This is a genomic window from Bythopirellula superficialaquae (assembly GCF_059632245.1).
Map to the genome: position 1 here is coordinate 5,119,624 of NZ_CP197426.1, position 14,473 is coordinate 5,134,096.

General features: G+C 55.4%; 14 protein-coding genes. 8 read left to right on the forward strand and 6 right to left on the reverse strand.

Translation table 11 applies throughout. The annotated features are described in order from the left end of the window. The first annotated feature begins 68 nt into the window (after positions 1–68). Both prfB and SH678x_RS21120 read left to right on the forward strand, forming a co-directional pair. Positions 69–1,188 (forward strand): peptide chain release factor 2 gene (gene prfB / locus SH678x_RS21115; protein WP_496923091.1). Its coding sequence is split into 2 segments (ribosomal slippage): positions 69–137 and positions 139–1,188, totalling 1,119 coding nucleotides; the frame shifts between segments, so codons are not numbered across the junction. Further along, a complete protein-coding gene (locus tag SH678x_RS21120; protein WP_496920443.1) occupies positions 1,188–1,874 on the forward strand; it encodes a hypothetical protein in 687 nt (228 codons plus the stop codon). The genes prfB and SH678x_RS21120 overlap by 1 nt, the downstream gene beginning before the upstream one ends. Positions 1,875–1,921: 47 nt before the next feature. Here SH678x_RS21120 and SH678x_RS21125 read toward each other — a convergent pair whose 3' ends face one another. Continuing rightward, entirely contained in the window at positions 1,922–2,743 is an 822-nt protein-coding gene (locus SH678x_RS21125; protein ID WP_496920444.1) for a 3-keto-disaccharide hydrolase, read from the reverse strand. A gap of 202 nt (positions 2,744–2,945) precedes the next feature. Here SH678x_RS21125 and SH678x_RS21130 point away from each other — a divergent pair, with 202 nt between their 5' ends. Next, on the forward strand, positions 2,946–3,692 hold the full coding sequence (locus SH678x_RS21130; protein WP_496920445.1) for a hypothetical protein: 747 nt from the start codon (positions 2,946–2,948) through the stop codon (positions 3,690–3,692). 136 nt (positions 3,693–3,828) lie between these two features. Beyond that, entirely contained in the window at positions 3,829–4,311 is a 483-nt protein-coding gene (locus SH678x_RS21135; RefSeq protein WP_496920446.1) for a hypothetical protein, read from the forward strand. A gap of 81 nt (positions 4,312–4,392) precedes the next feature. On the opposite strand, the gene nadA is transcribed toward SH678x_RS21135, so the two are convergent. Next, the gene (gene nadA / locus SH678x_RS21140) at positions 4,393–5,529 is read right to left on the reverse strand and encodes a quinolinate synthase NadA (RefSeq protein ID WP_496920447.1); all 1,137 of its coding nucleotides are present in this window, start codon (positions 5,527–5,529) and stop codon (positions 4,393–4,395) included. A 194-nt stretch (positions 5,530–5,723) separates the two neighbouring features. On the opposite strand from nadA, the gene SH678x_RS21145 reads away from it, so the two are divergent. Then, positions 5,724–6,575, forward strand: coding sequence for a FliM/FliN family flagellar motor switch protein (locus SH678x_RS21145; RefSeq protein ID WP_496920448.1), 852 nt, complete (start codon positions 5,724–5,726; stop codon positions 6,573–6,575). Positions 6,576–6,694: 119 nt separating this feature from the next. Here the strand turns inward: SH678x_RS21145 and SH678x_RS21150 are convergent, their stop codons facing one another. After that, the gene (locus SH678x_RS21150) at positions 6,695–7,057 is read right to left on the reverse strand and encodes a hypothetical protein (protein ID WP_496920449.1); all 363 of its coding nucleotides are present in this window, start codon (positions 7,055–7,057) and stop codon (positions 6,695–6,697) included. Between the two features lie 197 nt (positions 7,058–7,254). After that, positions 7,255–7,650: a hypothetical protein gene (locus SH678x_RS21155; protein WP_496920450.1), complete on the reverse strand. Its 396-nt coding sequence runs from the start codon at positions 7,648–7,650 to the stop codon at positions 7,255–7,257. 900 nt (positions 7,651–8,550) lie between these two features. Between SH678x_RS21155 and SH678x_RS21160 the strand changes: the two genes are divergently transcribed. The 3 genes from SH678x_RS21160 to SH678x_RS21170 are packed head-to-tail and all read left to right on the forward strand — an operon-like array spanning position 8,551 to position 12,923. Then, on the forward strand, positions 8,551–10,821 hold the full coding sequence (locus SH678x_RS21160) for an outer membrane protein assembly factor BamB family protein (protein ID WP_496920451.1): 2,271 nt from the start codon (positions 8,551–8,553) through the stop codon (positions 10,819–10,821). A 48-nt stretch (positions 10,822–10,869) separates the two neighbouring features. Beyond that, entirely contained in the window at positions 10,870–12,552 is a 1,683-nt protein-coding gene (locus tag SH678x_RS21165) for an outer membrane protein assembly factor BamB family protein (RefSeq protein ID WP_496923092.1), read from the forward strand. Then, positions 12,552–12,923: a response regulator gene (locus SH678x_RS21170; RefSeq protein WP_496920452.1), complete on the forward strand. Its 372-nt coding sequence runs from the start codon at positions 12,552–12,554 to the stop codon at positions 12,921–12,923. Before SH678x_RS21165 ends, SH678x_RS21170 begins: the two co-directional genes overlap by 1 nt. Before the next feature lie 37 nt (positions 12,924–12,960). Here SH678x_RS21170 and SH678x_RS21175 read toward each other — a convergent pair whose 3' ends face one another. Both SH678x_RS21175 and SH678x_RS21180 read right to left on the reverse strand, forming a co-directional pair. Continuing rightward, positions 12,961–13,359: a hypothetical protein gene (locus SH678x_RS21175; RefSeq protein ID WP_496920453.1), complete on the reverse strand. Its 399-nt coding sequence runs from the start codon at positions 13,357–13,359 to the stop codon at positions 12,961–12,963. Positions 13,360–13,546: 187 nt separating this feature from the next. Continuing rightward, a complete protein-coding gene (locus SH678x_RS21180; RefSeq protein ID WP_496920454.1) occupies positions 13,547–13,930 on the reverse strand; it encodes a hypothetical protein in 384 nt (127 codons plus the stop codon). Between the last annotated feature and the right edge of the window lie 543 nt (positions 13,931–14,473).

Genomic DNA, 14,473 nt, shown 5'->3' on the forward strand with positions numbered 1-14,473 from the left:
GGAATTGCTTATAATGCCACGTTCCCACATTGTTTCATACTCATATCGACGGAGTCCCACCGATGGCACTGGAAAAGGAATGGTACGATCGCACCGAAGCGATCCGCACTGCAATTCTCCAGCTGCGGGACTCTCTTTGACGTTGCTGGCAAAGCTCACCGGCTGATCGATATCGACGCCGAAATGTCGGCCCCCGGTTTCTGGGACGACCAAGAAAAAGCGCAAGCCACGCTCATGGAGCGCAAGTCGCTCGATTCGATCGTGAAGCCGCTCAACGAAACTCTGCTGTCATGCAATGATCTGAAGGCCATGCTGGAAATGGCCGAAGAGGATGAATCCTTCGCAGCGGAAGTTCCCGGTGAAGTCGGTCGCCTCGAAGGAATCATCGAAGATCTCAAACTCAAAGCACTTTTGAGCGGCACCCACGATGCGGCGGGGGCGATCATGACGATCAATGCCCGTGACGGTGGGACCGATGCCAACGACTGGGCCGAGATGCTGCTACGGATGTACACCCAGTGGGCCTCGAAGAATGGCTACAGCGTGGAACTCGTTGACCGCCAGGATAACGAAGAAGCAGGCATCAATAACGCCACGATCACGATCCGCGGACCGATGGCTTACGGTTACCTGCGTGGTGAAACCGGCATGCATCGCCTTGTGCGGATCAGCCCATTCAACAGCGAAGGGAAACGGCAGACCAGCTTCGCGGCCGTTGATGTCTCGCCAGAAATTGCTGACTCGGTGGCGATCGAAATCGACCCCGAGGATGTTCGCGAAGATACCTTCCGAGCGAGCGGGGCAGGGGGCCAGCACGTTAACAAGACTTCAAGCGCAATTCGTCTGACGCACATTCCGACCAACATCGTCGTTCAATGCCAGAACGAACGTAGCCAACACAAGAATCGCGCGACCGCCTGGAAAATGTTGCGGGCGCGGATGGCACGGATCGAAGAAGAAAAACGCGAAGCCGAAGAAGCGATCAAATATCAGCAGCAAGCCAAAACGGGCTTTGGCTCGCAAATACGCAACTATTTCTTACACCCTGATCAACGGGTGAAAGACGCCCGTACAAAGTTCCAGATGGGGAACTTTCACGCGGTGCTCGATGGCGATATCCAAGGATTTCTGGATTCGGTCCTCCGCTGGCGTGCCGGCCAACCGATCGAAGATGAGGATGACGAGTAGTGGCCGCATCCAGCAAAACGACTTTAGAAGCGCGCGGCCCAGCGGCACACATTTGCGTTGAATTCGAGAAAGTTGGTGATTATTTCTCGCACGGAATTTGGTTGCTAGTCGGTAACGAACGCATCCCTGTGTTCCAATCCTGCGAGAATCCAAAGCAAATTCATCTTCCTTGTTTCACGGAACTTCATCAGCAAGGGAAGAATCTCTTTTTGACGGGTGCCAATGGACCTTGCCATTGGTCGATGAGCGTAGAAGTGGGCGATGCCACGTCGCGGGGACCGGGCGATTTGCCTGACAAGGAGAAATTCCGGTTCAATACGCGGTATGGTCTCAATGCGCCTCATCTCAATACCAACATCCCGGCATTTCAATTTTTGTTCTTTGATATTGCCTGCCGTCTGAAAGAGGATGTCGTGGGATTGGCCACGGCCTACACAAAATCGGAAGTCGTCGAATATTTTGGTGATAATCTGAGTAAACCAAGCCAGACGTGCCAAGTGCGATGGCAAGATCATCAAGCGGTTTCCTTCGGCGCGAATGCCGACCGCGAGGTCCTGAGATTTGATCCCGATCCCAAGTGCTTGCTCGTGTGCGAGCCAGCACACCAACTCAAAATATCAACGTCCCAGAGCGGTGACAAAAAGTATCCCGCCACCGTGCAATGGAGTTACGGCATCTGGGCTTGAGGGAAAAAAATCGCGAGACTCGCGCCTGCGGCTCAACATCAAGGTGATCAATCTTGCTGGGGTGGTTCTTCACCCTCTTTCCAAGTCTTGCCCGTCGCGTGGTCGATGTAGGAGGGCTGCTCGGCTTGCTTACCTTCTGGCGACTCAACCTCGCGGACCCAAATGTTGCGGTAACGAACCGGGTTGCCGTGATCTTGGAGCGAGATCGGCATCTTGTCGTCATGCTTTTCGTAACCAGCCGGTTGATGCCAATGTGTCTTGCCCTTCAATTCAAAATTACTCAGCACGAGCACGCCGTTCTGGAAAACCGTGATGCGCGCGGGGGACTTCAACGAACCATCTTCGTTAAATCGGGGTGCCGTCCAGGCCACGTCATAAACATTCCATTGCCCCGGCGGCCGCATCGCATTCACGAGCGGGGGAGTCTGCTTATAAATCGAGCCCGCCTGACCTTCGGGATAGGTCTTGTTTTCGTAGGAATCCAGCACCTGAAGTTCGTAGCTATCCATTAAGAAAATGCCGCTGTTGCCGCGGCCTTGGCTTTCGCCTTGGGCGGGCACGGGGGCGGACCATTCGATGTGAAGCTGCATGTCGCCAAATTTTTGTTTCGTTTTGATCCCCCCTTCCCCGATGACCGCCTCGCCATCTTCGACTTTCCATTTGTCGGCCCCTTCCCAGGCCGAGAGATCTTTGCCGTCGAACAAGATGATTGCATCCGATGGCGGAGCCGCGGAATTCTCGCCGGGGGTCACAACCGGGGGCTCAGGCCATTGGATGCCGGGGAGGTATTCGACGCTTTGAGCGTGCAGCACACTCGCTGCGAACAGGGCCAGACAGGGCAAAACATAGCGAAATCGAGAACGGTGCATCTTGAACGGTGCCTCGAAAAGAACTTGGAAAGACAGGAGTTTTCGCCGCCCCAACATGCGGCCTGCACGATTATCAACAACGAATCGACCGTTCGCAAGGAAAAGCCGCCGACTCCATTGCCAGGGGCGCCGATTTTGGGGACAATTTGCGGTTCTGTCCGGTTTCCGCCGAGGTTTTGTGATTTAGGAGTGCGCAGCAGCGATGGTCTTTCCGAACATTGAAAAGATCAAACAGGATTACACCGACAAATACGTGGTGGTCGACCCGCAACGGCCCGAACTTGCACGGTTTGCCGACGTGGTGGGTCAGGTGAAGACCGTCAACATGAGCGGCCGCGCGCTCGTTGAGTTTCTTGACTATCACTTGAATATTGGGTGGTACGACATCGAACTCGAATTCTTGAAGGTGGTCGACAAGCCGCTGCCCAAAGAAAAAACCGAAAAGCCTGTTCCCAAAAAGCCTCAGGACAAGCCCGAAGGTAAGGCAGCACCCACCACGGGTGACAAACAAATTGCTGATGCGGCGAAGGCCCCGGCTGGCGCGACTTCCAAAGAAGGATCGGGTGCAAAGCCGTCTACAGCGGATATCTTGGCGAAGCTCAAGGGTGGTGCTGGAGCTGCGCCGGCGGCACCTGCCGCGAAGAAGGAAGCACCTGCGCCCGCTGCTGATGCGCCGCCCGCTGAAGCGGGCGCGCCGGGTAAAGTGGATCGCGCGAAGATGTCGGTGGCTGACATGATCGCGGCGGCTAAAGGTGGTGCGGCGGCAGCACCTGCGGCGAAGAGTGAGCCGGCACCTGTACCAAAGGCGGAGCCCGCACCTGTTGCCAAGGCCCCAGCTGCTGAAGCGGCACCAACGCCTAAGTCCGAGGGTGGCATCGTGAAGATCGACAAGTCGGGGATGAGCATCGACGCGATGGTAGCGTATTGCCGCGAGAAAGATGCGGCGTAGGACCAGCGATTAGTCTGATTGCGGCTATTCTTAATTTTTTTTACTTGCAGAATCTGATCGGCACTGTTAGTGTACAAAAATTCACTAACATCAGCCGTGATGCGACGCATCGCCGGTCCCCCGAGGAGAATGCAACATGCCTTGCTATCTCTTTACTTATCACGGTCACGGCACGTGGCTGCCTGATCATCCTCGTGGCTATGTGCGGCGTAAGGTAGGAGTCCTCGCAGCGGATGAGGAGATGGCGCGGCACTATCGCGAGAATCTCGTGGGCGATGTTGCCTATTTTGATCGAACAAAGCAACAGGTCTTGATCAACGCCGCTATCGAAGCTTTTGAGTATCAGGCTGTGCGCGGTCACGCTGTTGCTACTGAGTCCACGCACATTCATATCTTAGTGAGTTGGCGAACAGTATGCTCTTGGGAACTCGTGAGACGTAGGTTACGTAGTAGCCTCACCAGACAACTGAATCAAGCCTGCGGAAAACGAGAGTGGTTTGCTAAGCAACCTAGCCGCAAGCAAGTTTGCGAACGCAGCCATTTCGAATATTTGATGCAGACGTATTTGCCTCGGCACCGAGGCTTGAAATGGCGCGAAGAGGTAGGCGTTTATGCATAAAGACCTGCGATGCGTCGCATCGCGGCTATTGCTAATAAAAGATGTGCGAACGAAAAGCCGCGATCTGACAGATCACTGTCCTCACCGCACTTCCAACATCCGCTCTAGCGCCACGAGCGACCAGTGCGCGATCTCGGGATCGACTTCGATCGTGTTGACCGGCGTTCCCGCGGCGAGATTCTCTAAGGTCCAACACAAGTGCGCTAAATCGATGCGATACATCGTCGCGCACATACAGACCACGGGCGACAGGAAGTGAATCTCCTGCTCTGGGTGTTGCTCTTTGAGTCGATTCACCAAGTGCAATTCCGTGCCGATGGCCCACTTCGTTCCCGGCGGGGCGGCTTCGACCGTTTTGATGATCTTGCTCGTTGAACCCGAAACATCGGCGAGTTCGAACACTTCACGCGGACATTCGGGATGCACCAAAATCTGGATGCCGGGGTGCTTCTCACGAAGCATCTTCACGTGTTCGGGGCGGAACATCTGGTGCACGCTGCAATGGCCTTTCCACAACAACACCTTGCTCGCGCGCAAGGCTTCGGGTGTGTTGCCGCCAAGTTCCTCGGCATGCGGATCCCACACCGGCATTTGATCGAGCGTGATCCCCATGCCGATGGCCGTGTTGCGGCCGAGATGCTGATCAGGAAAGAACATCACGCGACTGGTTCGAGCAAAGGCCCAATCGAGCGCGGCCTTGGCATTGCTCGACGTACAGACGATGCCACCATGCCGACCGACGAACGCCTTGAGGCTGGCCGCCGAGTTGATGTAAGTGACCGGCGTGATGTCGTTTGTATCGAGCACTTCGCCGAGTTGATCCCAGGCATCTTCGATCTGGTGAATCCCGGCCATGTCGGCCATCGAACAACCGGCAGCAAGATCGGGCAAAATCACACGAATCCGCTCGCCGCCGCGTTCAGCCAACTTCTCGGGGCGATTGCCCAGGATGTCCGCCGTCTCGGCCATGAAATGAACGCCACAAAAGGCGATGAACCGGCACTCGCGGCTGTCCGCAGCCATTTGACTCAACTGATAGCTATCACCGGTCAGGTCGGCGAGCGCGATGACTTCGTCCTGCTGATAGTGGTGGCCCAAAATCAGCAATTTCGGCCCTAGCTCATCACGGACAGCTTGGATGCGTTGCTGCAACTCTTCATTCGAGAGCGATTTGTAGGGCTGCAGATCGAAATGGGGGGCTTCCAGCAGGGTTGCCATGGGCTCGCTTACAGGGGGACAGGGATGCCAGCATGAAAAAACCATTATAGATGAGCGAGACAGGGAAAGACAGGTAAGCTCGCTTGCCAGCAATTTGCGACCTTGCAGACTGGGCAAAGTTTGCGGGCTGGCGGTCCGATAATGGTGATAACTGCGCTACGGATGCGCTAACGAGCAAATCACCGTTATAGTCCATGAGCGAACTTACACCCCAAATCGCCGAACAAGTGGTGGCAGCCTGCCAGACAAACGCGGGCGAAGTGGCCGCAACGTTGGGACGTGCGCTGGACACGGAAACCACGATCGGCGTGGGAGAGCCGGGACGATTCGCTGTCGATGCTTTGCCGGCCGAACGCGGGCTGGCGATTCTGTTCACGTTCGGCGAAGTCGGCTTTGCGGCGATCTTGCAGGAGTGCAGCGGACTCTTGCCGTCTTGGTATGAGAATCCTGATCCAACGGGACAAAGCAAGCTCAGCACGCTCGCCCAAGAGTTGAGCATGCAGTTGGTGCCCGACGCGCTGATGGCCGACAAGTTTCAAGCTCAAGCCGTCGTCGACGTGCGTGCGGCAATCTCGCGAGCAAGCGTTGCCACGGACGGGGTGATGCTACCGCTGGAATTAAAAGCTGGTGAACGAACGGCCCAATTGCAATTGGTGTGGCCGCTGACTTTGCCCGGAGAGTTGTTCGACCAAGCCAAGCCCACGCAAGCGATGCCGACGGCGCCACGGGTGACGAATCGAGTTCAACACCCCCTCGGATTGAGTGAACTCCCGAGCTACACGCGCAGCCTGTTGAAAATCAATGTGCCCGTGCGGGTCGTGCTAGCGGAGAAAAAGGAAAGCGTGCAGGACGTCGTGGAGCTCGCCCCTGGCACGATCATCAAATTCAGCAAGTCTTGCGAAGAGAAGTTGCACCTGTTCGTGGGTGATCAACAAGTAGCTGAAGGGGAAGCCGTGAAAGTCGGCGACAAGTTTGGCTTCCGCGTTACGCAGATGACGCTCCCCGAGGAGCACTTTCTTAAGTTGCGGCCGAAGCAGGCTGGTTAGTTGAATTCCCTGTGATACGTTGCAACGCGGCAACTCTCACTTCAAACAAAAAGAACCTGCCCCGAGCCCGAAAGCCCGAGGCAGGTCCTCAGAGGGGGATTCAACTTTTTCGCAGTTGCTTAGCGAACGAAGCTGGCGCTCACAACCTTGCGGGGCTGGGCAATCCGAGCACTCGGATCGGCAGCAGGAGCGGGAGGAATCGGAGCAGCTTCTTCTTGCTCAGCCGAAGCTTCGGCAGGAGCAGGAGCAGCAGCTTCCTTCTTTTCCATCTTGGCACCACCGGTGCAAGAATCACAGCATCCGCCGTCGCAGCAGTCGCTGCCGCATTTGTCGCAGCAGTTGTCACCGCAACCACCATTGCCACAGCAAGGGTCGGCACAACCACAACCTGGGTCTTCGCAACCGCAGCCTGGGTCACAGCAATCATCGCATCCGCAACCTGGGTCACAGCAGCCCTTCTTGCAACCGAACAAGCGGTCCAAGAGGCAGGCTTTCTTGCAGCAGCAACCTTTGTTGCAGCCACTGTCACAGCATCCGCTGTCACAAGCGTTGTCGCCGCAGCAAGGATCGGCGCAACCACAACCTGGGTCTTCACAACCACAGCCTGGGTCACAGCAATCATCGCATCCGCAACCAGGATCACAGCAGCCCTTGCCACATTTGCGGCTGAACAAGCGATCTAGCAAGCAAGCTTTCTTGCAGCAGCAACCTTTGTTGCAGCATCCGCTGTCGCAGCAACCCTTATCGGCGCCACAGCAGGCATCATCGCCACAGCAAGGATCGGCACAACCACAACCTGGGTCTTCACAACCACAGCCTGGGTCACAGCAATCATCGCATCCGCAACCAGGATCACAGCAGTGACCCTTGCGTTGGAACAAGCGGTGCAACAAGCATTCGCGCTTGCAGCAGCACTTTCCTTTGCCGCAGCATCCGCTGTCGCAGCAGCCGTTGTCGGCGCCACAGCAGGCATCATCGCCGCAGCAAGGATCGGCACAACCACACCCTGGATCGCTGCAACCACATCCTGGGTCGCAACAACCACACGACTTTTCGCAACAGCTCTGTGAATCACAGGCATCGCATCCGCAGCCACATCCCAGCATGGCGTCGAGCAGGCCGTAGCCGAAGCTTTGGCTAGCCAAACAAACGCTGAAGACGAGCGCTCCTAACATGTTCCATTTCATCGAATGACATCTCCTATTCGTAGGGGACGTGCGCAAAACTACCTGACGTAGTCCGGTGCGGAGATCGCCACACCCTCCCTGGGTTGGTCGTTGCGACGCTGGCGTGGGCGTGAGCCCGTGTGCGGTTTGGTAGGCGGGAGTGTGCAGGGACCCTGCTGGGTCGGAGGCGGGTCAAGGTGGGTCTAACGGGTGTCCCCACGGTCAGGCGTCAACATCAGTCGAGCCAATCCATGACTCGAAATAAAACAGACCGGTGTAGACGCTTCCAACTATGGTGAGTCGCAAACTCAACTGTTCATGTTTTGCTTGCGACATCAACACGTATCGGCGACGCGTGTTGAAACGCTTGAGTTCACGGAAGTAATTTTCACGAACTGAGTTAGAACAACTGTTAGGCAAACTTTGCCGTCCAGGAAGACCTAAACTCAGGTAGCGATTCTCCGTACAGCGATTAGCCGCAATCCACGCCTTGGAACTTTCTGTGATTGTGTTATCTTGGCGTAATTCACCGGGGAAATCGTAATTCTGACCGCCGGCGGCGGACGGGATTACGAAAAAGACACTTAATCGCCCAGGTGCAACTTTTCGGCAGAGGGAACACAATCGTTAAACTCACCGTAGTAGCATCTGATCGAGCCCCGGGCACGATCTTCGAATTCCTGGCCTCCCTACGACTCCCTCCTTTCCTACGATTGCCCATTAGCAATCCGTCCTTGGCAAACTGTAACGCCTGGGCGATTGTTGACGCCCACATTTACGATCTAGCAATTCAACGCGTGAGATCTGTTATGAATCTGCTTCGCTGGCCCCTGGGCCCACTTCCTTGGCTTTCTTTCTTGGGCTGCTTATTGCTGACGGTTTCCTACGCCAACGCCGCCGATCCGTTGGATTGGCCCATGTGGCGCGGTCCGCAGCAAAATAATAGCTCCACCGAGCAAGGGCTCGTTGATTCGTGGAACCCCGAAGGGGGCGAGGGGAGCAATCTCATTTGGAAGAACGAAGAATTGGGCAGCCGCTCGACCCCCATCGTGATGAACGGCAAGCTCTATACGCTTACCCGCGATAATCCCGGCAGCGAAGTCGAACGGGAAAAGGTCGTTTGCGTCGATGCCGAGACCGGCAAGAAAATTTGGGAACACAGTTTTAATGTGTATCTTTGCGAAGTCCCCGACACACGAGTCGGTTGGTCGTCGGTCGTGGGCGATCCCGAAACGGGTCGCGTCTATGCTCAAAGCGTGTCGGGCTACTTCTGTTGCTTGGAAGGGGATACTGGCGAGCTGGTCTGGGATCGCAGCTTGCAAGAAGAACTGGGATTAATCAACACTTACGGCGGCCGTACCAACTTTCCGCTCGTGTTTGAAGATCAAGTGATCACCAGCGCGGTGATTGTTGGTTGGGGAGATGAACCAAAGTACGGACGGCTCGCCGTGCCGGCCCATCGGTTCCTCGGCATGGACAAAGCCACCGGCGAAATTCGTTGGCTCAGCGGCACGGGGCTCGCTCCGTACGACACGACCTACAGCACCCCCTCGATCCGTGTCATCAACGGCCAGCAAGTGATGGTCTTTGCCTCAGGCGATGGCGAAATCTGGGCCATGCAACCCCGCACCGGCAAACCGCTCTGGCATTTCCCCTTCTCGCGGATGGGGATTAGCGTGTCGCCAACGGTCGACGAAAAAGGCCGCGTCTATGTTTCACACAGCGAAGAAAACACGTTCGGCAATACGATGGGCTCAGTTGTCTGTCTCGACGGTTCGATGAGCGGCGATCTGACGGGCAAAGAAATTTGGCGGCAATTTGAAGTCATGGCTGGCAAAAGCTCACCGCTGATCGTGGACGACCGACTGTATGTGGTCGATGACCGTGCCAAGTTATACATCTTTGACGCTAACTCAGGCGAGCAAGTTGGCTACGAACGGCTCGGAGCGGCGTCGCGTAGCACGCCACTTTATGCCGACGGCAAAATTTATTATTCCGACAACAGCGGCCGGTTTTACATACTCAAACCGACTGAAGACGGAGTGGAAGTTCTCCAAAAGCTACGGCTGGATGACGTCGATGTGGACGGCTCACCGATTGTTTCGCATGGGCGGATTTATCTGCCAACTTCGGGAGCGCTCTATTGCATTGGTGATCCGAACGCCAAAACGACTTCGACCCCCGCCCCTGAGTGGCCGAAAGAAAAAACAGTCTCCGAAGATCAAAAGCCCGCGCAGGTGCAGGTCGTGCCGTATGACGTAATCTTGGCCCCGGGTAAAACGCAAGACTACAAAGTGCGGCTGTTCAATTCGCTGGGCCAATTCTTGAAAGAAGTTCCCGCGAGCGAAGTCGAGTTCAGCGTCGATGGTGCTGGAACGACAAGTGCCGACGGCAAATTCACGGCGCCCGAGGAAAACGAACATCAGGTGGCACTCTTGAACTGCAAAGTCGGCGATCTCACGGGGACGGCAAGGGTACGCATCGTGCCGCCGCTGCCGTGGGAGTTCGATTTTGCGGAAGGGGAAGTGCCCCTCACTTGGATTGGCGGGCGGATTCGCTATGTGATCGACGAAAAAGATGGCGAACGCTTCATCACCAAGAAGAATCTATTGCCCACGCCCAAGAATCCTAATAACAAATTGGGCACCCGCAGCCAAATGATGATGGGTCCCATTGATCTGTCGGACTATACAATTCAGGCAGATTTCGTACTGGATGAATTGGATGATCGGTTGCCAGACTTCGGCGTGATTAACAGCACCTACACATTGGCCGTGCGGCCCATGAGCAAGCAGCTGCGAGTTTACAGTTGGAGTCCGCACGATCATCGCACGTTTGCCGCGGTTGAATTTGAGCCGGAATCCCACAAGTGGTACACCATGAAACTGCGCGTCGAGCCGGGCAAGGACGACGTGAAAGTGCTCGGCAAGCTCTGGCCGCGTGGCGAAGAGGAACCTAAGGAATGGACCGTCGAAATGGTTGATAAGTCGCCGAACTTGCAGGGGAGTCCCGGCTTGTTCGGCAAGACCGAAACGGCGGAATTGTCTGTTGATAACATCAAAGTCTTTGCCAACGAGTAAGGATTTGTCATGAAAAATGTTTGGAAGTTTTGTGCATTAGTCCTTGTGATGGGTTTAGGCGTCGGCGTTGCGCTCGATGCCGTGGGCGATGTGGCCACGCCACCCGCTAGTGAACCCAACAAAGAATGGAATCAATGGGGCGGCACCCCTGAACGCAATAATGTGCCTGTCGGCAAAGATATCGTCACCGAGTGGAACGTCGGCAAGTTCGACTACCGCACCGGAGACTGGGATCCGGCCAAGGCCAAGAACATCAAATGGGTCGCCAGGCTCGGTTCACAAACCTACGGCAACCCCGTGGTCGTGGGTGGTAAAGTCTTCGTCGGATCGAATAACTCCGGCGGTTGGATCGAACGCTATCCGGGCGACGTCGATCTGGGCGTACTGCTCGCCTTCGATATCAAAGACGGCAAATTCCTTTGGCAACATAGCAGCGAAAAGCTTCCCACTGGCCGCGTGCATGATTGGCCGCTGCAAGGTATTTGTAGTAGCGCCTACGTCGAAGGGGACCGACTGTATTACGTCACCAGTCGGGGCGAAGTCGCTTGTCTCGATACCGAAGGTTTTCACGATGGTGAGAACGACGGCGAAGTTACCAACGAAGAAGAGATCATCAAAAAATCGGGCAAGCCCTACGACATGAAAAAAGAAGCCGACGTCGTGTGGAGCTTCGACATGATGAAGGAAATGAGCGTCTCGCAGCACAACATGGCAAGCTGTTCGATCACCGGTGTCGGGGATTTGCTGTTCATCAACACGTCGAACGGTGTGGATGTGGAACACAACTATATCCCGGCCCCCGATGCTCCTAGCTTCTTCGTCATGGATAAGAACACTCGCAAGATTTTGTGGACCGACGATTCGCCGGGACTCAACATTCTGCACGGCCAATGGTCTTCACCGACTTACGGGGTTTTCGACGGCCAACCCCAAGTGATTTTCGCTGGCGGCGATGGCTGGGTTTACAGTTTCGATCCCCAAGGCGAGAACGGCAAAGCGAAACTACTCTGGAAATTCGACGCCAATCCCAAGGAATCGCATTACAGCCTCAATCGCGCGACGCGCAATCACATCATTGCCACGCCCGTGATTTACGATGGCTTGGTTTACGTCGGCGTGGGCGAAGACCCTGAGCATGGCGAAGGGGTGGGGCACCTGTGGTGCATCGATCCCACGAAACGCGGCGACGTAAGCGCGGAACTCGCCTTTAACAAAGCCGATCCTGAGAAAACCATCCCCCATAAGCGACTGCAAGCCGTGGTGCCCGAGGAAGGGGATTTCACGCGGCCCAATCCGAATTCCGCCGTGGTGTGGCATTTCAGCGAAGTCGACCGCGACGGCAACGGCAAAGTCGATTTTGAAGAAACGATGCACCGCACGGTCGGCACCGTGGCGATTCGCGATGGGATTCTCTACATCGCCGATTTCAGCGGTCTGTTCCATTGCCTCGATGCCAAGACAGGCAAGCCGCATTGGTCCTACGACATGCTCGCCGCAGCGTGGGGTTCGCCGTTGATCGTCGAAGACAAAGTCTACATCGGCGATGAAGATGGCGAGGTCGCCGTGTTCCGTCATTCGGACGATCCCGAAGTGGCGATGGAAGATGGCGAGCCGTTTTACGGTACGCAGGACATGGGCAACAGCGTGTACAGCACCCCGATCGTGGCCGACAACGTGTTGTATGTCTGCAATCGCACGCATTTGTTCGCAATCACGCCGGAGGGGAAGTGATGAGCAAGCGCGTGCTGGATGTAGGGAACTGCGGACCTGATTTCAGTTCGATTTCGCGGTTTTTGACCAAGAATTTCGACTGCACGGTCGACCAAGCGCATGGCCCCGATGATACGCTGCAAAAATTGCGCGGCGGAGATTACGCGCTCGTATTGATCAATCGCAAGTTGGATCAGGACTATTCAGATGGCAGCGAAATCCTGAAACAGATCAAAGCCGACCCGGCGATTCAGCAAACACCTGTGATGCTAATCACCAATTATGCTGATCATCAGGACGCGGCAGTGGAATTGGGCGCGGAACGAGGCTTTGGGAAGCTTGAGTTTGGTGATGCCGCGACCGTGGAGAAACTTGGAAAGTTTCTCCGCTAAGCTGCGAGCGGCTGCGCACTCTCAAATCGAAATAAGTTTAGCCTTCGATGGCTTCTTTCACCGGCATGACGAAGTGCGGTGTGCCCTTGGCGTTATTCGAGAGTTCGGTCGCCTTGTCGTCAGCTTTTTTGCGCTCGTTGAACTCAAACAAAGCCACGCGGCGGAGCGATTGATTGAAGACGCCCCAATAGGCCTTCAAGCGAATCACCTTCGACGAGCTGCGGCGAACCTTGGCGACCTTCTTTTTGACAGGGGCCGCCTTTTTGCCTTCGGCGACGACCGCTTTCTTGACTTTTTTGACCTTCTTCTTGATGCCTTCAGAAGGAGCGGCCTTTTTGGTGACCTTGGCCACTTTTTTCTTAACGGGAGCTCCTTTTTTCACGGGAACCTTTTTCTTGACGGTCTTCTTGACGACTTTTTTGGTCTTCTTGGCCATAGTCCGGCTCGCCTAAAAAAATCCTTAACGGGTAAGTCAGTACCCAGAAGGGGCAATCCTAGCTCGATAGGATACCCGATTTGCTATCGCTTGGCTACTACCCAGGCGCGCGATGCTCCCTGGGCATTTTTACGGCTTTGGAAGCGCGTTTCACGCTTCCCAAATTGCCTCACGTGCACAGCGGCGGCTAGAGCTTGATGCCGAGTTGCTTGGCGGCCCTAAGCGTGGCAGGGCGGAAGTAAACGATCGGCCGCAGCGCCATCGTGGGCGATTCGCGGTTAGCTCGATCGCGTGCCCACAGAAAAGTGCTGTTTACCAAAGCGCGGGGCAAAACTCCTTCATCGACCTTAAGGACGACCATATCGATGAACGCATAGTCCTCTTTGGTTACTGCCTTGAGGCCGAGGGTGAGCATCAACCTGAGCGGCATCTTCCGCCCGTCAATCGTGCTCGGTGCCGGCGGTGGCTGCGGAGGTTGCTGTTGGGCTTCGAGACAAGCCACGCCCAACATCGACGCCAGGACAACGCTGAAGATCACTCTGCGGGTGAGTTGTTTTGAAAGATTCATCATCGCGCTCCTGCCTTCCTTGGCCGATCGGATTTTGGGGAGCGTCTTGTAGCAAGAAAACTCTGAACGGACAAGACCGGCCAGCGAATGCGAATGCTTGGGCATATGATTTGCTTTACCGCATAATCATGATTGCTGGCTGCCAAAGATTGTTTTGGTATGCAGTTTGCAAATGAAAAAACTCAAGCAAAAATCGACGCACATCGCCCTTCCTTGGAGTAGAATTACTTTGTAACGTTCGCCGTGTCGCACCGAATTCAATCTGCGTTGAATTGAGTTAAGGGTGACGCGAACAAATACCGATTGGTTTCGTAACTAAACAGCACATCAGCTTCACTCGTTCGCGGGTGAAGAATAAGGAGACAAACTTCTCGGCCACAATTCCGTCGGGAGGACCAATTTATTGGATAGGCCCGAGTCAATTTATGGCAGTGCATAGCACTGTTAGACACGCGTCTTTCTTCCAGCGACTCCACACCGTCGCAATTCGGCCGGGAGTTTGATTTAAGAAAAGTCGTGGTCACGCGCTCGCGCTGGCCACGACTT

What these genes read in the sequence shown, in the direction of transcription:
- SH678x_RS21125 (WP_496920444.1), bottom strand. Translation starts at nt 2,743, where the DNA reads ATGCACCGTTCTCGATTTCGCTATGTTTTGCCCTGTCTGGCCCTGTTC.
- SH678x_RS21130 (WP_496920445.1), top strand. Translation starts at nt 2,946, where the DNA reads ATGGTCTTTCCGAACATTGAAAAGATCAAACAGGATTACACCGACAAA.
- SH678x_RS21135 (WP_496920446.1), top strand. Translation starts at nt 3,829, where the DNA reads ATGCCTTGCTATCTCTTTACTTATCACGGTCACGGCACGTGGCTGCCT.
- nadA (WP_496920447.1), bottom strand. Translation starts at nt 5,529, where the DNA reads ATGGCAACCCTGCTGGAAGCCCCCCATTTCGATCTGCAGCCCTACAAA.
- SH678x_RS21145 (WP_496920448.1), top strand. Translation starts at nt 5,724, where the DNA reads ATGAGCGAACTTACACCCCAAATCGCCGAACAAGTGGTGGCAGCCTGC.
- SH678x_RS21160 (WP_496920451.1), top strand. Translation starts at nt 8,551, where the DNA reads ATGAATCTGCTTCGCTGGCCCCTGGGCCCACTTCCTTGGCTTTCTTTC.
- SH678x_RS21165 (WP_496923092.1), top strand. Translation starts at nt 10,870, where the DNA reads ATGGGTTTAGGCGTCGGCGTTGCGCTCGATGCCGTGGGCGATGTGGCC.
- SH678x_RS21170 (WP_496920452.1), top strand. Translation starts at nt 12,552, where the DNA reads ATGAGCAAGCGCGTGCTGGATGTAGGGAACTGCGGACCTGATTTCAGT.
- SH678x_RS21175 (WP_496920453.1), bottom strand. Translation starts at nt 13,359, where the DNA reads ATGGCCAAGAAGACCAAAAAAGTCGTCAAGAAGACCGTCAAGAAAAAG.
- SH678x_RS21180 (WP_496920454.1), bottom strand. Translation starts at nt 13,930, where the DNA reads ATGATGAATCTTTCAAAACAACTCACCCGCAGAGTGATCTTCAGCGTT.